Source organism: Leuconostoc garlicum (assembly GCF_001998805.1).
Taxonomy (GTDB): domain Bacteria; phylum Bacillota; class Bacilli; order Lactobacillales; family Lactobacillaceae; genus Leuconostoc; species Leuconostoc lactis.
Genome location: NZ_CP016329.1, coordinates 125,469 through 144,080, shown reverse-complemented (window position 1 = coordinate 144,080; position 18,612 = coordinate 125,469). Strand labels below are relative to the sequence as shown.

At 43.3% G+C, this 18,612-nt stretch carries 22 protein-coding genes; all 22 read left to right on the top strand.

Annotated elements, in window-relative coordinates; all coding sequences use genetic code 11:
* Nucleotides 1–3 precede the first annotated feature (3 nt).
* The 22 genes from A9176_RS00715 to A9176_RS00610 all read left to right on the top strand — a co-directional run bounded on the left by A9176_RS00715 (nucleotide 4) and on the right by A9176_RS00610 (nucleotide 18,555).
* Nucleotides 4–1,242 (top strand): PTS transporter subunit IIC, encoded by a 1,239-nt coding sequence (locus tag A9176_RS00715; protein WP_029509882.1) that lies wholly within the window; start codon nucleotides 4–6, stop codon nucleotides 1,240–1,242.
* A gap of 335 nt (nucleotides 1,243–1,577) precedes the next feature.
* Nucleotides 1,578–2,198, top strand: coding sequence for a peptidoglycan-binding protein (locus A9176_RS00710; RefSeq protein WP_172412937.1), 621 nt, complete (start codon nucleotides 1,578–1,580; stop codon nucleotides 2,196–2,198).
* Nucleotides 2,199–2,356: 158 nt separating this feature from the next.
* On the top strand, nucleotides 2,357–2,893 hold the full coding sequence (locus tag A9176_RS00705) for a YqeG family HAD IIIA-type phosphatase (protein ID WP_010002663.1): 537 nt from the start codon (nucleotides 2,357–2,359) through the stop codon (nucleotides 2,891–2,893).
* The gene (gene yqeH, locus A9176_RS00700; RefSeq protein ID WP_077281868.1) at nucleotides 2,883–4,022 is read left to right on the top strand and encodes a ribosome biogenesis GTPase YqeH; all 1,140 of its coding nucleotides are present in this window, start codon (nucleotides 2,883–2,885) and stop codon (nucleotides 4,020–4,022) included. The genes A9176_RS00705 and yqeH overlap by 11 nt, the downstream gene beginning before the upstream one ends.
* Entirely contained in the window at nucleotides 4,022–4,336 is a 315-nt protein-coding gene (yhbY, locus tag A9176_RS00695) for a ribosome assembly RNA-binding protein YhbY (RefSeq protein WP_029509879.1), read from the top strand. Before yqeH ends, yhbY begins: the two co-directional genes overlap by 1 nt.
* Nucleotides 4,337–4,354: 18 nt before the next feature.
* Nucleotides 4,355–4,993 (top strand): nicotinate-nucleotide adenylyltransferase, encoded by a 639-nt coding sequence (locus A9176_RS00690; RefSeq protein ID WP_029509878.1) that lies wholly within the window; start codon nucleotides 4,355–4,357, stop codon nucleotides 4,991–4,993.
* Nucleotides 4,986–5,567 carry a bis(5'-nucleosyl)-tetraphosphatase (symmetrical) YqeK gene (gene yqeK, locus A9176_RS00685; protein WP_077281867.1) on the top strand — a complete coding sequence of 194 codons (582 nt, stop codon included), beginning with the start codon at nucleotides 4,986–4,988 and terminating at the stop codon, nucleotides 5,565–5,567. Before A9176_RS00690 ends, yqeK begins: the two co-directional genes overlap by 8 nt.
* Before the next feature lie 34 nt (nucleotides 5,568–5,601).
* Complete coding sequence (rsfS, locus tag A9176_RS00680; RefSeq protein WP_010001179.1) at nucleotides 5,602–5,973, top strand: ribosome silencing factor; 372 nt, start codon at nucleotides 5,602–5,604, stop codon at nucleotides 5,971–5,973.
* Between the two features lie 45 nt (nucleotides 5,974–6,018).
* Nucleotides 6,019–6,777 (top strand): class I SAM-dependent methyltransferase, encoded by a 759-nt coding sequence (locus tag A9176_RS00675; protein ID WP_077281866.1) that lies wholly within the window; start codon nucleotides 6,019–6,021, stop codon nucleotides 6,775–6,777.
* Nucleotides 6,774–7,985 (top strand): nucleotidyltransferase, encoded by a 1,212-nt coding sequence (locus A9176_RS00670; RefSeq protein ID WP_077281865.1) that lies wholly within the window; start codon nucleotides 6,774–6,776, stop codon nucleotides 7,983–7,985. The genes A9176_RS00675 and A9176_RS00670 overlap by 4 nt, the downstream gene beginning before the upstream one ends.
* Nucleotides 7,972–8,517, top strand: coding sequence for a YceD family protein (locus A9176_RS00665; protein WP_077281864.1), 546 nt, complete (start codon nucleotides 7,972–7,974; stop codon nucleotides 8,515–8,517). Before A9176_RS00670 ends, A9176_RS00665 begins: the two co-directional genes overlap by 14 nt.
* Before the next feature lie 94 nt (nucleotides 8,518–8,611).
* Nucleotides 8,612–9,301, top strand: coding sequence for a response regulator transcription factor (locus tag A9176_RS00660; protein ID WP_010001175.1), 690 nt, complete (start codon nucleotides 8,612–8,614; stop codon nucleotides 9,299–9,301).
* Nucleotides 9,302–9,309: 8 nt separating this feature from the next.
* Nucleotides 9,310–10,413 (top strand): sensor histidine kinase, encoded by a 1,104-nt coding sequence (locus A9176_RS00655; RefSeq protein WP_077281863.1) that lies wholly within the window; start codon nucleotides 9,310–9,312, stop codon nucleotides 10,411–10,413.
* Nucleotides 10,394–10,663, top strand: a complete 270-nt coding sequence (locus A9176_RS00650) for an acylphosphatase (RefSeq protein WP_029509872.1) — start codon at nucleotides 10,394–10,396, stop codon at nucleotides 10,661–10,663. The genes A9176_RS00655 and A9176_RS00650 overlap by 20 nt, the downstream gene beginning before the upstream one ends.
* A 52-nt stretch (nucleotides 10,664–10,715) precedes the next feature.
* Nucleotides 10,716–11,639 carry a membrane protein insertase YidC gene (gene yidC, locus A9176_RS00645; RefSeq protein WP_077281862.1) on the top strand — a complete coding sequence of 308 codons (924 nt, stop codon included), beginning with the start codon at nucleotides 10,716–10,718 and terminating at the stop codon, nucleotides 11,637–11,639.
* A 65-nt stretch (nucleotides 11,640–11,704) separates the two neighbouring features.
* A complete protein-coding gene (locus A9176_RS00640; protein ID WP_019040287.1) occupies nucleotides 11,705–12,478 on the top strand; it encodes a TrmH family RNA methyltransferase in 774 nt (257 codons plus the stop codon).
* Nucleotides 12,479–12,579: 101 nt separating this feature from the next.
* A complete protein-coding gene (gene secG / locus A9176_RS00635; RefSeq protein WP_278320906.1) occupies nucleotides 12,580–12,816 on the top strand; it encodes a preprotein translocase subunit SecG in 237 nt (78 codons plus the stop codon).
* 87 nt (nucleotides 12,817–12,903) lie between these two features.
* Entirely contained in the window at nucleotides 12,904–15,228 is a 2,325-nt protein-coding gene (rnr, locus tag A9176_RS00630) for a ribonuclease R (RefSeq protein WP_077281861.1), read from the top strand.
* A 44-nt stretch (nucleotides 15,229–15,272) separates the two neighbouring features.
* Nucleotides 15,273–15,737, top strand: coding sequence for an SsrA-binding protein SmpB (smpB, locus tag A9176_RS00625; RefSeq protein WP_010004616.1), 465 nt, complete (start codon nucleotides 15,273–15,275; stop codon nucleotides 15,735–15,737).
* 99 nt (nucleotides 15,738–15,836) lie between these two features.
* Nucleotides 15,837–17,393 carry a ribonuclease Y gene (gene rny, locus A9176_RS00620; protein WP_029509869.1) on the top strand — a complete coding sequence of 519 codons (1,557 nt, stop codon included), beginning with the start codon at nucleotides 15,837–15,839 and terminating at the stop codon, nucleotides 17,391–17,393.
* Between the two features lie 124 nt (nucleotides 17,394–17,517).
* Nucleotides 17,518–17,919: a DUF948 domain-containing protein gene (locus A9176_RS00615; protein WP_029509868.1), complete on the top strand. Its 402-nt coding sequence runs from the start codon at nucleotides 17,518–17,520 to the stop codon at nucleotides 17,917–17,919.
* Nucleotides 17,920–18,555: a hypothetical protein gene (locus A9176_RS00610; RefSeq protein ID WP_077281860.1), complete on the top strand. Its 636-nt coding sequence runs from the start codon at nucleotides 17,920–17,922 to the stop codon at nucleotides 18,553–18,555.
* Nucleotides 18,556–18,612: the final 57 nt, after the last annotated feature.

The window sequence follows — 18,612 nt, the reverse complement described above, 5'->3', positions numbered from 1 at the left end:
ATTATGACGATTAAAGCAGAAGGCCAAAAGTGGGCTTCAAAAGATTCACAAGCCTTACGTAATGAAGAATACGCTCGTAAGGCTGTGGAAAATGCCCCAGTAACATTTAGTGGTGATACAGAACTTAAGTTGAAGGATTTCTTCTTTAAAGTTTTGTCTGGTTCAGCGCAAGGTATTTTGATTGGTGTGTTACCATCTGCGGTAATGAAGTACATCATTCAATATTCTGGTTTGGGGACAACCACATTTGGTGGACATCTCAGCGCAATTTTGACGTTGTTCACATCATTCATCCCCGTTTTGATTGGTTTGGCAGTTGCCTTGCAATTTAAGATGAAGAGTTTGGATGTTGGGGTTGTGGCAATTGCAACAGCTGCAGCATCTGGTTCAATCAAGTGGGCGCAAGTACCAACTGGCTTTGTGAACCCAATTACAGGGGCTAAGACAATTGCGCCAAGTAATATCTACATCGCTAGCGGCGCTGGTGATGTGATCAATGCCATGATCGTGGCAGCCGTGGCAGTCTTTGTGACATGGTTAGTTGCCCGTTACTTGAAGGGCTTTGGTTCTGTTGCCATCATTTTGAGCCCAATCATCATCGGTGGTGGTGTTGGTTTGTTTGGTAAGATGATTGCACCTTACGTTGGGGCTGTCACAACTTGGATTGGTAACTTGATTGAAACGTTCACACGTTTGGCACCAATTCCAATGGTTATGTTGATTGCCATGGCGTTCTCAATTATCATTATTACACCTGTTTCAACTGTTGGTATTGCTTTGGCTATTTCATTGTCAGGTATCGGTTCTGGTGCTGCCGCAATGGGTGTTGTGGCCACAACAATTGTTTTGTTGATTAACTCATGGCGTGTTAACAAGCCTGGTGTCACAGTAGCGATTGCGCTAGGTGCCATGAAGGGTATGATGCCATCTGTCTTTGCTAAGCCGGTAACCATGCTACCATTCATGCTGGCAGCGGCAATTTCTGCCATTCCGGTTGCTTTGTTCAACATTCAAGGAACACCAACAACTGCTGGATTCGGTTACATTGGATTAGTTTCACCAATCCAATCAATGGTGAAGGATCCATCAATTCCAGCAAACGTGATGAACCACTTCATTAATCCATTTACAGCTTTGATTGCTTGGATTATTATTCCAATCATTGCCGGATTTATTGCACAATTCATCTTCAGTAACTGGTTGAAGTTGTATACACCAGCTGATTTTGAACAAGAACTATAAAATTTAGTACGTATTAGCGTCACCTCAAATTAATGAGGTGGCGTTTTTATTTGACAAAAGCGTTAAGCAATGTAACAAAATTTCGCACCAATGTTACAAAAATATTAAATAAATCATGTTTTATACTGGAATTGCGGGGTATTTTTCACCAATCATCGTTTTTAGCCTCGTTTTAAAAGCACCATGATACTGCGTGTTCAGCCGATTTTTTGGGTTGGGATGACTTTTTAAATATATATATTGTTGCATGTTTGTATATTAAAAGGTTTTTGTACTGGTTTTTGATTGGCTATGTTACATATATGTAATATTGATACGTCAAAATAAGTCACATGATGTTAAAGAAAATTTTAATCACAAGTGCAACAGTAACTGGTATGACGTTGGGGGTTCTCGGCGCGCAACTTAAAGCTGAAAGTCATCCAACGGATGCCGCTTCATTAAACGAACAAGTTAGTGTAAAAGCGGTAGACCGAGCTGTTGCTTCATTAGCTGACGTGAAGTCAGTCCAATTGTCAGTCAGTCAAGCAGTGGCGGCACATGCTACTGCTGAACAAGACACAACACCAGCGGCAACTGCGCCGGCTGAAGCAGCACCAGCTGTGGCCGTTGCAGAACCAGTTGCGACACCGGCACCAACAGCGCCGGCAGCTGCGCCTGCTGTTGTGACACCAGTTGCAACACCAGCCAAGCCAGCTGAAGCAACACCAGCACCAGTTTCTGGTGATTTGCAATGGTTGATTGCACGTGAAAGTAGCGGTAACGTTAACGCGCAAAACGGACCTTACTATGGGATTGGCCAATTAAGCGAAAATTATTATGCCAAATACGTCCCAGGCCAAAACTATCGCGGCAACTACGCGGTGCAACTTGAAGCCATGCAGAAATACATTGCTGATCGTTATGGCACAGTGGCGCAAGCCATTGCACATTGGCAAGCGAACAACTGGTATTAAGCCTTGTTTGGTGTGAATCATACGGTTCAAATGTAAAAGTACACTCCGGTGTGCTTTTTCTATTTTGGTCCTAATTTGTCCACGACAAGAGTGGTGTCAAATTTAGTGGCAGAGTAGTGTATAATAGAATAGAATAAATAAACTGGATGATGATTTGCATGCGCTTAGAACAATTTACGCCAACCTATATGGTTGAAAGAATATATGATTTGACAGTTGACGACCTGAAAGCTCATGGCGTCAAAACGGTCCTAGCTGATTTGGATAATACGTTACTTGCTTGGAACAATCCAAATGGCACCCCTGAATTGCGTCAGTGGTTAGCTGATTTACGTGAGGGTGGGATCGAGTTGATTGTGGTGTCAAACAATACCACCAAACGCGTAGCGAAGGCCGTTGAACCGTTAGGGGTACAATTCGTTTCCTGGTCGCTTAAACCATTACCAAGAGGTATTTTGCATGTTTTGCGAACACACCATCTTGATCGGCAATCGGTTATTATGGTGGGGGATCAAATGTTGACCGACATTTGGGCAGCACATGCAGCCGGCGTACGTAGTGTCCTTGTTAAACGTTTAATTGACTCAGACATGTGGCAAACGTGGCTTAATCGTAGTATTGAAAAGCAAGTGAAAAAAATTGTTTTTCGTGCACATCCAAACTTAAAATGGGAGAAATCACTTCGTGACAACTGAAGTAACGGACGCATATGTCCGAGAAGAATTAAATGATGGTTTGCGCTGCATTGGCTGTGGCGCTTTAATCCAGGTTGATGACCCAAATAAGTCGGGTTATCTGCCAATGAGTGCCTTAAAGAAGGCGATTGACCGGGATGAATTACTTTGCCAACGGTGCTTCCGTTTGCGGCATTATAATGAAATTCAACCCTTAGAATTGACTGATGATGACTTTGCGAGCTTGTTACACCAAATTTCCGACACACGCGCTTTGATTGTTTACGTGATTGATGTCTTTGATGTGACGGGTTCAGAAATTTCTGGCTTGCCACGCTTTGTGGGACAAGACAATCCAATTTTGGTAGTGGCCAACAAGGTAGACTTATTGCCAAAGTTGTTGAACAAAAATCGATTGAAAAATTGGTTGCAAGCCGAATTGAAGGCGCAAGGCATTAAGCCGGTCGATATTTTCTTGACGTCAGCGACGCACCCACAAAATCTTGATGCGTTGTTGGCTGAAATTGATGAATTACGTGCCGGTCGTGATGTCTTTGTCGTTGGGGTAACCAATGTTGGGAAGTCAACGTTAATTAACCAAATTATTAAGACAAGCACAGGGGTGAAGGATTTAATTACGACCTCACGTTTCCCAGGGACAACGTTAGATCGAATCGAAATTCCGCTATCTGATGGGAAGCATTTGATTGACACACCAGGGATTATCAAGCGTGACCAAATTGCGCACGTGTTGTCGGACAAAGATTTAAAGTATGCGTTGCCTAAAAATGAAATTAAGCCACGCACTTACCAATTGAATCCGGAACAAACCCTATTTATTGGTGGGCTCGCCCGCTTTGATTTTGAATCAGGGGAACGTGCCTCATTTACGGCATATTTTGAAAATAATCTCAATTTACACCGGACAAAACTGGCCGGTGCAGATGCTTTTTATGAGAAGCATGTTGGGACGTTATTAACACCGGCACCAAAAACAGCAACCCCACTTGTGAAGCACACATTTAAAACGACTGAAAAGAGTGATATTGTGTTTGCAGGTTTGGGTTGGATTTCTGTGCCAGCTGGCGTACAAGTCAGCGGTTGGGCACCACAGGGCGTTTCTGTCCTTATTCGAAAGGCAATGATTTAATGTTACAACTCACTGGAAAGCAAAAGCGCTTTTTGCGCGCACAAGCAAACACACTCTCACCTATTTTTTCGGTTGGTAAAAATGGGTTGACCCAAGCTTGGGTGGATGAAATTGTCTTGGCAATTGCCAAGCGTGAATTAATTAAAATTAGCATTCAGCAAAGTGCGGATGATTCAGCGCAAGCGGTGGCTGAATTTATTCAATCACACTCAGACATTACGGTCGCACAAGTGATCGGCCGGACGCTGGTGTTGTACTTGCCAGCGCAAGAAGATAAATATAAGAAAATTTCTGTGGCATTAGCAAAGATTTAATAAAAGGTAGTCATGTCAATGCAAGGGATAGCAACAACGATCACACAAAGGCAACTGCAGGAAGCCCCCGTGCAACCGCAACATCGTGTCGGTATTTTTGGTGGCACTTTTGATCCACCACATATTGGGCAATTGGTATTAGCGGAAAGTATTGGGCGGCAATTGGGTTTGGAAAAGGTTTATTGGATGCCAAATGCGCAACCGGTAGACGGACGCCATGCCAGTGCGATTGCGCCTGCGGATCGTGTTCAAATGGTTCGCCAAGCGATTATGGGCAATCCTTTCTTTGACCTTGAATTGATTGAAATCTATCATGGTGGGCCATCTTTGACCTACCAAACCATGTTGGCCCTGACGCAAGCACATCCGGAAAATGCTTACACCTTCATCATGGGTGGTGATCTCGTTGAAAAACTGCCAACTTGGGCACATATTGATGACCTGGTACAGTTGGTGCAACTAGCAGCCGGTAAAACGACGCAACAGGCAGGCCAATCGGACTATCCCATTATTTGGTGTGACGTACCCAAAATTCAAATTTCTGCTTCAGACATTCGGACAAAACTGCGGTTAAACCAAAGTATTCGTTATCTGGTACCAGAACGGGTGAGTTATTTTATTGAAGAATATCATTTATATCGAGGGCTATATGACTAAGTATTTTGATGGCAGTATTGCAGAACTCGAAACGCGTGTTGCCGCGCAACTGTCGGACTATCGTTTTCAACATGTCTTACGTGTCAGAGATTACGCGCTTAAATTAGCGAAACAGTATGGTGTGTCACCAGAAAAGGCTGAAATTGCCGCACTTGTGCATGACTATGCAAAAGAACGCGCTGATGAAGATTTTCTTGCTGTGATTCAGGCCAAGAATTTGGATCCTGATTTAGTGAATTGGGGTAATTACATTTGGCATGGTGTTGTTGGGGCAGAAATGATTCGTGATGAGTTGGGGATTGATTACCCAGACATCTTAACAGCGGTTCGGCAACACACAACGGGATCAGGGGCAGACATGTCTTTGTTATCACAGATTATTTTTATGGCAGATTACTTGGAGCTGGGGCGGACTTTTCCAGGGGTTGAAACAGCGCGTACTTTGACGGACCAATCACTGGCTGCCGGTATAAAATACCAAATTGTCCACACCGTTTTACGTTTGGTCGAAAAAGAAACACCGATTTATCCAAAGAGTATTACAACCTATAATTATTGGTTGCCCCGTGCTTAAGGGCAACGTATAAACGAAAGTAAAGGCAAATATTTTGACAACAGCATTAGATGTAAAAACAGTATTAGAAACAGCTATTAAGGCTGTAGATGACAAAAAGGCCAACAACATTGTGGCCCTTGATATGCAACAAGTCAGCTTAATGGCTGATTACTTTGTCATTGCCGATGCCGCTTCAAACCGGCAAGTACAGGCAATTGTGACGGAAGTAAAAGACAAAATTCAAGAAGCTGGGGGCGAAGTTAAGTTAATTGAAGGCTTCCAAGCAGCGGATTGGGTGTTGATTGACTTAGGTGACGTTATTGTCCATGTCTTTTCAACAGAACAACGTGATTTCTACAACTTGGAACGCCTCTGGCATGATGCACCATATGTTGATATCACAGAATTATTGGTAACTGATTAATTGAGATGAGCGGCAGCTCGTCTTTTTTCTGTTAAAATAGAACTTATGACAAACGAAAATTTACAAAATAATTATTCAACCTTTGCGGCAAAATACGATCAGTTATTTGATCAAGAGATGTATCGTGCCTGGGCAGACTTTGTGACCAGTCAAACGCAACCAGGCGACATCTTAGATCTTGGTGGTGGTGCCGGGCGATTGGCTGTTTTATTGGCGCAACGCGGTTACCAAGTTGATGTACTGGATATGTCGGCCGAGATGTTAACGTTGGCCCAACAGCACGCCGCCGCAGCTGGCGTGGATGTGAACTTGTTACAAGCCGATATGCGCGATTGGTCAGATTGGCAGAAAACCTATCCAACGATTGTGAGTTTTGCGGATGCGTTAAATTATTTGCCAACGTTGGCCGATTTTCAGGCAACCATCCGTGAAGTTGCCGCTCATCTGGAAAAGGGCGGTCAGTTTTTATTTGACGTCATTACACCGCATCAGGTTAATGTTGGTTATGCTGACTATTACTATAATAACGATGATGATGCCGACAATATCTTCATGTGGACAAGTTATCCAGGGGAAGCGGCCAACAGTGTTGATCATGATTTAAAGTTTTTCGTGTATGACGAGCAGATTGATGGGTTTAAAATTTTACGTGAAATTCATCATGAACAAACGTATGATTTAGCGACCTATGAACGCGAACTACGTTTAGCAGGATTTGAGCAAATAGCGGTGTCGGCGGGCTTTGGTGACAGTACCATTGATGATGCCACAGATCGCTGGTTCTTTAAGGCGGTGAAAGCATGAAAGTTGTTGGTTTAGTAACTGAATACAATCCATTTCATAATGGGCATCGTTACCACATACAACAAGCCAAAGCGGTGACTGGGGCCGATGTTGTGGTGGCCGTGATGTCGGGTAATTTTGTCCAACGTGGGGAACCTGCTTTATTTGATAAATGGACACGGGCGCAAACAGCACTGGAAAATGGGGTCGACCTCGTGATTGAGTTGCCAACTTTTTATGCGGTACAACCCAGTCATATTTTCGCAGAAGGTGCGGTGCGCTTATTGTCAGCAATGGGCATCACAGACATGGTTTTTGGGAGTGAACATGCAGATGTTGATTTCTTAAAACTCGCTGAACAGGCACCAAGTGTCGAAGACGGTCATGCTTTCCAAGAAAAAAATCAAACTTTTGCGCATGCTTATGCGACGCAATTGGCCGAAGAGACGGGGTTCGTGTTAGAAGATCCAAATGACATTTTGGCATTTGGCTATGCTAAAGCGGTCATTAAATTGGGCGTTGACATGACGTTACATCCTATCCAACGGGTGGCTGCGGGGTATCACGATCAAAGTTTTGCTGATGATCAAACCATTGCATCGGCCTCATCAATCCGTTTGGCCTTGCATAAAGGCAAACTTGACAAAGTACAGGGCGTTGTGCCAGAAGCGACATTACAGGCGATTGCACAAGCCCCACATACGATTGCTTTTGAAACGCCATTTTGGCAATTATTGAAGTACCGCTTAATGACGGATACAATTGGGCAGTTGGGGCAAGTTTATCAAATGGCTGAAGGCTTAGAACATCGCTTAGCGGCAGTAGCACTGGGTGAACCTGGCCCCAAAAATTATCAGAGCTTTATTAAGTCAGTGAAATCAAAGCGCTATACTTTTGCACGGATGCAGCGCACATTGTTGTATACGTTACTCAATATTAAGGTTGATCAAATGCAGGCAGCCATGCAAGATCCTTATTTGCGCATTCTTGGATTTACCGATGCAGGACAACAATTCCTCAATCAGATTAAAAAGACGGTAACGTTACCGTTGATTAGTAAAGTGGATCAAAATCTTGCCAAGGCTAACTTGCGATTAGATTATAAAGCAGGTAAAATCTGGCAGTTATTGGCCAATGAGCCTGGGCAACAACAGGACGTGACACGTCAGCCGATTCATGTGACCGGCCAAAAACAAGCAGACAGGGGAGAAACAAATGAAATATCATAAAAATCAACTACAAAAATTTCGCCAAAATGCGTTAACTTTCGATGAAGATTTAACGCTTGAGACATTGGCTAAAACACGTTTTCCAGACACCATTTTAGCTTTGCCACCACTTCACGTGACTGGGCAAATTAAATACACTGACCAAGACGATTTGCTACTTAACGCGCATGTGACAGGGGAAGTCACAGTGCCATCATCACGATCATTAGCACCAGTTGTACGGCCAGTGGATTTGGTGATTGAAGAACGTTATGTTGAAGATGAGAAGCGGTTGGCTGACTTTGAAGAGACCGATCCTGTGTTTGTATTAGAAAATGATACACTTAACGTCGACGAAGCCGTCCTTGACAACATTGTGGCCGAATTACCGTTGCAAATTTTGACGGCGGAAGAGCTGGAAAATGATGTGTTACCATCTGGACAAGATTGGCATGTTATCAGTGAATCAACTTATGAAAATGAGAAAAAAGCAGCAGAAACCGAGCAGTTGGACCCAAGACTAGCAAAATTAGACGATTTTTTCAAAGAATGAGAAAAAACTTGCAAATTTTTAGAAACTACTCTAAAATATAGGGAAGTAAAAGAATTGGATTCGGCGTTGCCGATTTAACTATTGAGGACAAAAAATGAGCAAAGTATTGATTGTTGAAGATGAAGAAAACTTGGCAAAGTTTGTCGGCCTTGAACTAAAGCATGAAGGCTATGAAGTCGAAACAGTTTTAGATGGTCGTTCAGGACTAGACGCCGCACTGGAAAATAACTATGATGTTATTTTGCTTGACTTGATGTTGCCGGAATTAAACGGCTTGGAAGTTGCCCGTCGTTTGCGTGAAACAAAGAAGACACCAATCATTATGATGACAGCACGTGATTCAGTGATTGATCGTGTTTCAGGTTTGGATTACGGTGCAGATGATTACTTGGTGAAGCCATTTGCCATTGAAGAATTGTTGGCACGTATTCGGTCACTCCTTCGTCGTATTGCAATCGAAACGGAATCAAGTGATAAGCACCGGTCAATTATTAACTTCAAAGACTTGCGAATTGAAAAAGAAAACCGTATCGCACGTCGTGATGACCAAATTATCAATTTGACAAAGCGTGAATATGACTTGCTCTTGACGTTGGTTGAAAACATTAACGTTGTGCAATCACGTGAACAATTGTTGAAGGAAGTTTGGGGCTTTGACTCTGAAGTTGAAACCAACGTAGTTGATGTGTACATTCGTTACTTACGTAACAAAATTGACGATCCAGAAAGTAAAGCATCTTATATCCAGACTGTTCGTGGTACTGGCTATGTGATGCGCAGCTAATAAATACTATGGTTGACAAAAAAAATACAACTCAAAAAGCCGCACGTCGTTTCTCATTAGGTTGGCAACTGTCACTGGGGATGGCGTCTGGTTTTTTTGTTGTCTTCATTTTCTTTACGTTGATTGTCATTGCGCGAATTAAGCAATATTATGGCACGCTACCGCCCCACTTGTACCATTGGTTATGGGGAACCGTCTTTTTAGGCGGCGTGGCCATTTTTATTTTTGCTTTTCTACTAACGCGTCTGATTTTACGTCCCGTCAAGTCAATTGAGACAACCATTGAAGCGTTACGTGATGATCCGATGACTGAGGTGCGGGCGAAACAGACCGGCCCTAATGATGAATTTTCGGATTTGGTCAGTGTGTTAAATCGGATGATTGATCGGCTACAAAATTTGATTGCTGCGCAGCAACAATTCGTTTCCGATGTTTCCCATGAGCTGAGAACCCCCGTTACCATTGTGAAAGGGCATATGGATTTGCTTAATCGCTGGGGGAAAGATGAACCGGAAGTGTTGGATGATTCGATTAAATCATCCCTTGCCGAGATGCAACGGATGGAAACACTGATTAATGAAATGTTAAACCTGACCCGTGCGGAACAAATTCCAATTGAAAATGTTCAAGAAGTCACGGAAATTGGTGGTTTAGTGCATCGTGTGTATGACAACTTTAAGTTGATTCATCCAGATTTTATTTTCACCTTGGATGATGACTTAACGCATGAAGCGAATGTGAAAGTTCGTCAAGATCACATGGAACAAATCTTAATTATCTTAGCGGATAATGCGGTGAAGTATTCAACAGATCGTAAGGAAATTCATTTTGCCTTGTCGCAGACGGCTAATCGTGTTGAAATCGGGGTCCAAGACTTTGGTGAAGGGTTATCGACTGAAGATGCGGGACGGGTGTTTGATCGTTTTTATCGTGTTGATAAAGCACGTTCCCGTGCCAAAGGAGGCAATGGGCTTGGTTTGAGTATTGCCCAACGCCTAGTTAACGCTTACGGTGGTGAAATTGCCATTGAAAGTGCTCTGGGATCGGGGTCAATTTTTACCATCCACTTACCACTTTATCGGGAGGCGCAGCATGGTCAGCTATCAAATTAATGTTTATGGTCGTGTCCAAGGCGTTGGCTTTCGTTGGTTTACCCAGCAGGCAGCAGAACGCCATCACATCAGTGGTTGGGTACGGAACAAAACAGATGGCTCGGTTGAAATGGCGATTCAGGGTGAACCGGCTGCTATTGATCGTTTTTTAACCATCATTGCTGCTGGACCTGGTGCCTATAGTCACGTCACACAGCTTGTTAAAACACCGATTGCGCCGTTTGAAGGGAAAAACTTTACCATTAGGTAGGAATTATTGGTATAATGGTTATCTGTAATAACCAGGAGAAAAAAATAACCTCATGAAACAAGTCAAGCGCGTCCTCACAATAGCTTTTGTGATTTTAGATATTATCTTAATTACCGGTGGCTATAGCCAACATAGTCGTATGTACCGCTGGATTGGGCAACCATTAGCAGATATCATGGCCAATATTGCGCACGTTATTGGTGGTGTCAATGGTATCGGTTGGGCGATTATCATTATTACAGCGATTTTGCGTTTGATTTTGTTGCCGTTCTTCTTGAATCAACAAGTCAACACAACAATTAACCAAATTAAAATGCAAAAATTAAAGCCTGAAATTGATAAATTACAGGCCATCTCACGTCAGGCAGGGACATCTGCTGAACAACAACAAGCCAGCATGGCGATGATGTCACTGTATCGCGAAAACGACGTCAGTGTCATTGGCGGTATTTCATTTTTGACTTTAGCCATGCAACTACCAGTTTTTTCTGGTTTGTACGCTGCTATTTTACACGCTCCAGCATTGAAAGGGGCAACTTTCTTTGGGCTTAGCTTAGGGCAACCACAATTGATCTTTGCGATTGCAGCCGGTGTGGTTTACTTGGTGCAAGCTTGGATTGCCGTGCTACGGATGCCAGAAGAACAAAAGAAGGCGTCAGCAACCATGATGTTGATCAGTCCAATCATGATTTTTGTGTTTGCTATGATTGCCAGTGGCGCAATTGGCTTGTACTTTATCGTGGGTGGTTTGTTCGCCCTCTTGCAGTCTTTGATTCTGCACTTCCAACGTCCTGGTTTGGAAAAGCGTGTGGCGCGTGAATTTAAAATTAAGAAAACAGCAGATGATTTGTTAGCAGATCGTGCGCAAACGACACCGGGCGCGCAAGCAACACAAGCAGCGCCTGCAGCCGAACAAACATCAGTATTACCCCCAAAATCAAAGCGCAATCGTAATGCTGGTAAACAGCAGCGTTAATGTTTAAGTACGCCAAAAATTTGGCGTACTTTTGTTAGTTCTCAAGAGAACAGAAAGAAGTTATTATGGATCGTATTTTATCAAATCAAAACAGTCGTGTGAAAGCGTGGGCAAAGCTCGCTACTAAGAAAGGCCGTCTTGAAAACAAGACTTATTTACTAGATGGCTGGCATTTAGTTGAAGAAGCTATTAAAGCAAAGGCCAAGTTCCATGCCGTGATGGCGACAGAAGCCCAAATGGCTGAACACTTGCCGGATGTACCGCATGGTGTACCAGCTTTTGAAATTAGTGAAGAAGTCGCCAAGCATATTGCTGGGACCAATACACCACAAGGCATTTTTGCCGAAATCTCATTGCCAGACAAGACGTTTGATCCAAGTTATGTGCATGATGGCGCTTGGTTGTTGCTTGACAAGATTCAAGATCCAGGTAATGTTGGGACATTGGTTCGTACGGCCGATGCTGCTGGCTTCAAAGGGGTCGTCTTGGGCGAAGGTACAGCTGATGCTTATTCACCAAAGGTTGTTCGTGCCATGCAAGGGTCACAATTCCATTTGGAAGTCTTAAACGGCGACTTGAATGAATGGACAGATGCGTTGACTGCGAATGGCTTGCCAGTTTATGGTTCACAATTGGATGAAGCAGCGCAATCTTATCGTCAAATCGAACCAAGTACGCAATTTGCGCTAATTGTGGGTAACGAAGGTCAAGGTATGGCCGAAGAATTGGCAGCGAAAACGACTGCTAACTTGTATATCCCAATCCAAGGTCAAGCGGAAAGTTTGAACGTGGCTATTGCTGGTGGTATTTTAATGTTTAGTTTGGCGGCAGGTAATTAAGCAGCCCGCGACATAAATAACGTCTTGTGATAAAAATTCTGTGCACAAGACGTTATTTTTTGTTATAATAGGTATTAATGATTTAATGAGGAGTTATGACTGTGGCAAAAATACTCACCGTTGCTCTGATTGTTGTGGGTCTATTGCTCATTGTGACAGTCATGATGCAACCAAGTAAACAACAAGATGCGTTATCTGCTTTATCAGGTGGCGCTGGCGATTTATTCGCTGAACGTAAGTCACGCGGGTTTGAAGCGGTGATGCGACGCACAACAGCTATTTTAGGCGGGTTGTGGTTCATTATCGGTTTCGCCTTAATGTACTTGTCAGCGCATTAAGAATGATTAAGGTCAGTTTGCTCTTTTTGTAGACTGACTTTTTATTTTGGAAATTTTTATTTTGGAGAAATATAGAAAGAGGAGACTATGGCAGTAGAACAATTAAAATCTCAAATTGGCGGTTTTTTAAAAGCAAACCGCGAACAATCCTTTAGTGCACAAAATATGGCGGACGGCCTACGCATGAATTCAGCTGCGGGCTACCAAGACGTGATTAATGCGATGAATGCGCTTGTGCGTGATGGGGAAGCCGTCGAAAAAGATGGCCAATTCTCATATAACGTCAATGCCGGCTATGGGATTGGTGAATATCATGCCAATGACAAAGGATTTGGCTTTGTTAAATATGACAGTGAATTACCGGACTTTTTTATCAATCCTGAAAATACGTTACAAGCCATGCAAGGTGATACGGTGCGGGTTTCAACAGTTAAGCCTTCAGCATCAGCCGACCGTGGCCCTGAAGGTAAGGTAGAAGAAATTATCAGCCACGCCTTTGAACGGGTTGTGGGGACTTTCTCACTTGGCTCAGAAGCGAAGGGGATGATTGGAGAAATCAAACTCAGTGACAAAAAGGCTATGGGTTATAAAGTTTTGGTGAGTGCTGATGGCATTACGCCAAACGATGGTCAAGTTGTGGTCGCGGATGTTACCCGTTTCCCAGATAAAGTTCACCCACGTGAACTAGTGGCAACGGTGACGGAAACATTAGGCTACAAGGATGAACCTGGGATGGACATTTTGCAAATTGTCTATTCTAAGAAAGTACCAAGTGAATTCCCACAAGAAGTGTTGGATGATGCAGCCAAAATTCCAGTTGACGTGCCGAAATCTGATTGGGCCGGTCGTGAAGATTTGACTGAACAAACACTGGTCACAATTGATGGTGCCGATACGAAAGATATCGATGATGCCGTTGTGGCTTGGAAGTTAGATAATGGGAATTATCATTTAGGTGTGCACATTGCCGATGTGTCACATTACGTCACGGAAGGGTCAACGATTGATGCGGAAGCCTATAAGCGTGGGACATCGGTTTATTTGACAGACCGTGTCATCCCAATGTTGCCACGTAACATTTCAAACGGGATTGCGTCATTAAATCCTAATGTTGTCCGTTTGGCAATGTCTGTTGAAATGGAAATCAATCCACAAGGACAAGTTGTGAACCACCGTTTGCACACATCTGTGATTAAGTCGCATGCGCGGATGACTTATGATGCGGTCAACAAGATTCTTGATGGTGATGTGTTTGTGCAAGACGAATACGCACAATTGACACCGATGTTTAAAGTCATGGGCGAATTACATGACATTTTGTACAACATGCGTAAAAAGCGTGGGGCAATCGAATTTGATGCGCCAGAAGCACAAGTTGTGGTAGACGATGAAGGTAAGGCAGTTGATATTAAGCTGCGTGAACGTGGCACAGCAGAACGGATGATTGAGTCCTTCATGTTAGTGGCAAACGAAACAGTCGCGGAGCACTTTGACAAGTTAGAAGTGCCATTCCTTTATCGTATTCACGAGATGCCCGATGAAGAACGCGCGAAGTCATTCTTTGAATTTTCAAAGGCATTGGGACACCCGGTTTATGGTGATCCAAGCAAGGTAACACCAGCAATGTTGCAACAGTTAATGGCTGATGTGGCTGGTGATCCGGCTGAACAAATGATTTCAACGATGATGCTACGGGCAATGAAGCAAGCGAAGTATGCACCAGATCCTATTGGCCACTTTGGTTTGGGAGCTGATTACTATACACACTTCACATCACCAATTCGTCGTTACCCTGATTTGACGGTTCACCGCCTCATTAAGTGGTATGAAAAACATGGTTATGGTCCGGAAGCACAAGCAAAATATGCCGATAAGCTCGGCCAAATTGGTGAAGATACCAGTGCCCGTGAACGGCGTGCGATTGACACGGAACGTGATGTTGATGCTTTGAAGAAGGCCGAATACATGTTAGACAAAGTGGGTCTGGAATTTGACGGTGTTGTCAATTCAGCCATGAAGTTTGGCTTGTTTATTAGCTTAGAAAACACGGTTGAAGGATTAGTGCACATTTCTAACTTGACCGATGATCATTATGAATACGATGAAGCACACGCTGCCTTGATTGGCCGCTCAAAGCACCGTATTTTCCAAATTGGTCAAAAGGTGCGTGTCAAAGTTTTGCGCGTTAACAAAGAAGAACGGACTGTTGACTTTATGTTAGTGGATCCAGAAAATACGCCAACAACCGACATCCGTGTGGCGTCAAAGAACAATGGTAAGTTTGGTAAAGGCCGTAATCGCGAAGAGCGTCGTAAGAATGAGCGTCGCGGTAAGTCTGAAGGACCACGACAACGTCGCGGTAACTTAGATGCTAAGCAAGGCCAAAAGCGTGATGCAAAGCGAAATTTCTAAAGCGATGCGCAATGAAAGACTAATTTTTTAGTGGCGGGAACAGTATGGCAAAAAAGCAACAACAGACAGAAAAATATCTTGCACAAAATCGCAAGGCGCGGTTTAATTATGCAATTGAAGACACGTTTGAAGCTGGGATTGCATTAACTGGGACTGAAATTAAGTCTGTCCGTGCGGGACAAATTACCATCGGGGATGGTTTTGTGACGATTCATAATGGGCAACCACTATTAACGAATGTGACAATTGCGCCTTATGCGCAAGGTAATCAATTCAACGTTGATCCAACCAGAACACGACCATTACTTTTGCATAAACGCGAAATCAATCAATTAAGTCGCGCTGCGGCCGAACCAGGGGTTACGATTGTACCCTTAAAGGTCTACCTGAAACATGGTTTTGCCAAAGTCCTGATTGGCATTGGTCGCGGAAAAAAGAAGTATGATAAACGCGAAGATATCAAACGTCGGGACCAAGAACGCGAGCTTGGTCGACGCTTAAAACATTGAGCGCAGGACCGGCTTTGGGTTTGACGTTAAGTAAGTTTACAGCTATACTTAATATATGTGGAATAGTTGAAATTTCACAAGCTGAAAGGAATGACACGCATGATAGTAACAATCATTTCAGCACTCTTCGCAATCGTGATTGGTCTCGTTGTCGGTTATTATGGTCGTCTTTGGCAAGATAACAAACAAATTAACGCAACGAAACAAATTGCAGCTAACATTCTTGAAGAAGCAAACAAAGAAGCTAAAAGTCTCATACGTGCAGCGAAAACTGACGCGAAAGAAATGGCCCAAGATTATCGTAATCAAGTGGATTTAGATTTCAAAGATCGTCAAAAGCAACTGCAGCAACAAGAACAACGGCTTGAAGATCGCATCTCGAACCTCGACAAGAAAGATGCGGCCTTGAATCAGCGTGATGCGCAATTGATTCAAAAAGAAAACCAAGTACAGCAACGTTTGGATGATGCAAATCATAAAAAGACAGTTGCCAATGACTTAGTAACAGCACAACAGGAAAAGTTGGAAGAAATTGCCCAATTAACGCCTGTTGACGCTAAAGAACAAATTTTAAGTCAAACGAAACAAAGTTTGGTACGTCAACGAGCTGCTTTAGTGAAAGAAGCTGAAGAAGACGCGACGAGTGAAGCCGAAAAGCGCGCGCGCAATATTATTGTGCAAGCGATTCAACGGTCGGCAGCGGATGCTGTGGCGGATGTCACAGTGTCGGTTGTGCATTTACCAAGCGAAGACATGAAGGGCCGAATTATTGGTCGTGAAGGTCGGAATATTCGCACATTAGAATCATTGACAGGGATTGATTTAATCATTGATGATACACCAGAATCAGTGGTGTTAAGTGGCTTTGATCCAGTTCGTCGTGAAATTGCTAAAATGGCCTTAGATGCCTTGGTAGCAGACGGTCGCATTAATCCTTCACGGATTGAAGAGACTGTTGAAAAAGCACGTCGACAAATTGATGAAACAATTCGTGAAAAGGGTGAAGAAGCGGTATTTGAGCTTGGCCTACGTGGCCTGCACCCAGATTTGATTAAAATGATTGGCCGGATGAATTATCGAACGTCTTACGGTCAAAATGTGCTCCAACATTCAATCGAGGTCGCAAAACTTGCGGGAATGATGGCAGCAGAGCTTAAAATGGATGTCGCGCTTGCGAAGCGCGCTGGATTAATACATGATATTGGTAAGTCGGTTGACGCTGAAGTTGAAGGTTCCCACGTGGAATTGGGCGTACGCCTTGCCGAGAAATTTAACGAAAAGCCTGATGTGATCAATGCCATTGCGTCACATCACGGCGATGTACCAGCAACGTCACCAATTTCTGAATTAGTGACCGCTGCTGATGCCATTAGTGCCGCCCGTCCAGGGGCGCGGAGTGAATCACTTGAAAACTATGTTCAACGTTTGAAGGATCTTGAAGCTATTGCTAACCGTTATGACGGTGTTGAAAGTGCTTTTGCCATTCAAGCTGGACGTGAAGTTCGCGTGATTGTCGAACCAACTAAATTAACGGATATCCAGGCAACAGTCTTAGCACATGATATTAAATCAGATGTTGAGGAAAAGCTAGAATATCCTGGACATGTGAAGATTACAGTGGTCCGCGAAACACGCGCAACAGACTATGCCCACTAATAAACAAAAGTTACTCGTTGAGTAACTTTTTTTGTTATACTTATACTATGTTGTGCCAGTATGATGTTATTTTAATACAGTAGGTTGCAGCAAATACATTAAATATCACGGTATGGGGGGATTTATGGCACCAGGACAATGGGCACTTATCATTTTTGCGGTTGCTTTCTTATTACTGGTAATATTTATCGGTATATTCCTAATGCGCCTAACGCAATCACTTAAGATTATTACGTTCGACGTGGACACGATTGCCCGCTCGAGCAATGAAATTCTTGGCAACGCCAATGAGCTATTGACTGATGTCAACGAGAAAATGAAGACATTAGATCCAACTGTGCAAGCAGTTGCGGACTTGTCGGTTACGGTATCAGAATTAAATGACACTGTACAAAGTGTGACAAGTCGATTTGCTGCCTCAAAGCTTGTTCGCGGCTTTGGTGCGACGGGTATGGCAGCATCTGTTGCAAAAACGGCTATGCGTAAGTATAGTCACAAAAAATCATCAAAAAAGGAGACAAAGTAAATGTCAAAAGCTAAAGGATTTTTAATTGGGATTGCTGCGGGAGCAGCTGCATTGGCTGCGTTTAAAGCATTGCCAAAGAACCGTCAAGAAGAACTCAAAGCTAAGGCTACTGAAACATCAGATGTCTTGCGTGAAAAGGCCTATGATGCCGCTTATGCGACTGCTGATTTTGCTGGTGATGTGACGGAAAAGGCTAAAGCTAAGGCTGCTGAATTAAAGGACAAGAGTCAAGAAAAGTATGGCGAAAAGATTGATTTGGCTGCTGATCAAGTGAAGCAATTAGCCGATCAAGCCACACCTTATGTTAATAAGGCAAAGGATTTGGCTGTAAGTTATGTAGATAAGGCACAAGCCTCATTGAATGAATTACGCGATAAGTTCAATAATCACGATATTGAATTGACACAAGCTGATCTTAACCTTGATGAAACATTGCGTGATTTAGCTGAAGCGGCTCAAGTTGAAGCTGAAGATTTCTCTGATAAAGCTGCTGATAAGGCTAAAGAAGTTAATGAAAATGTTGACAAAGCTGCCGAAAAGGTCAACGAAAACGTTGCTAAGACGGCTGAAAAAGTTAACGAAAAGGTCGACAAGGCTGCTGAAAAAGTTGCTGACAAAGCCGACGATGTAAAATAATTGGTCAAAAAAAGCGCTCACATACTGTGGTGTACCCAAAAAGTTAAAGTAAAATAG

Coding starts and splice junctions, on each gene's coding strand:
- A9176_RS00715 (WP_029509882.1), top strand. CDS start 4: ATGACGATTAAAGCAGAAGGCCAAAAGTGGGCTTCAAAAGATTCACAA.
- A9176_RS00710 (WP_172412937.1), top strand. CDS start 1,578: ATGTTAAAGAAAATTTTAATCACAAGTGCAACAGTAACTGGTATGACG.
- A9176_RS00705 (WP_010002663.1), top strand. CDS start 2,357: ATGCGCTTAGAACAATTTACGCCAACCTATATGGTTGAAAGAATATAT.
- yhbY (WP_029509879.1), top strand. CDS start 4,022: ATGTTACAACTCACTGGAAAGCAAAAGCGCTTTTTGCGCGCACAAGCA.
- A9176_RS00690 (WP_029509878.1), top strand. CDS start 4,355: ATGCAAGGGATAGCAACAACGATCACACAAAGGCAACTGCAGGAAGCC.
- yqeK (WP_077281867.1), top strand. CDS start 4,986: ATGACTAAGTATTTTGATGGCAGTATTGCAGAACTCGAAACGCGTGTT.
- A9176_RS00675 (WP_077281866.1), top strand. CDS start 6,019: ATGACAAACGAAAATTTACAAAATAATTATTCAACCTTTGCGGCAAAA.
- A9176_RS00670 (WP_077281865.1), top strand. CDS start 6,774: ATGAAAGTTGTTGGTTTAGTAACTGAATACAATCCATTTCATAATGGG.
- A9176_RS00665 (WP_077281864.1), top strand. CDS start 7,972: ATGAAATATCATAAAAATCAACTACAAAAATTTCGCCAAAATGCGTTA.
- A9176_RS00660 (WP_010001175.1), top strand. CDS start 8,612: ATGAGCAAAGTATTGATTGTTGAAGATGAAGAAAACTTGGCAAAGTTT.
- A9176_RS00655 (WP_077281863.1), top strand. CDS start 9,310: ATGGTTGACAAAAAAAATACAACTCAAAAAGCCGCACGTCGTTTCTCA.
- A9176_RS00650 (WP_029509872.1), top strand. CDS start 10,394: ATGGTCAGCTATCAAATTAATGTTTATGGTCGTGTCCAAGGCGTTGGC.
- yidC (WP_077281862.1), top strand. CDS start 10,716: ATGAAACAAGTCAAGCGCGTCCTCACAATAGCTTTTGTGATTTTAGAT.
- A9176_RS00640 (WP_019040287.1), top strand. CDS start 11,705: ATGGATCGTATTTTATCAAATCAAAACAGTCGTGTGAAAGCGTGGGCA.
- rnr (WP_077281861.1), top strand. CDS start 12,904: ATGGCAGTAGAACAATTAAAATCTCAAATTGGCGGTTTTTTAAAAGCA.
- smpB (WP_010004616.1), top strand. CDS start 15,273: ATGGCAAAAAAGCAACAACAGACAGAAAAATATCTTGCACAAAATCGC.
- rny (WP_029509869.1), top strand. CDS start 15,837: ATGATAGTAACAATCATTTCAGCACTCTTCGCAATCGTGATTGGTCTC.
- A9176_RS00615 (WP_029509868.1), top strand. CDS start 17,518: ATGGCACCAGGACAATGGGCACTTATCATTTTTGCGGTTGCTTTCTTA.
- A9176_RS00610 (WP_077281860.1), top strand. CDS start 17,920: ATGTCAAAAGCTAAAGGATTTTTAATTGGGATTGCTGCGGGAGCAGCT.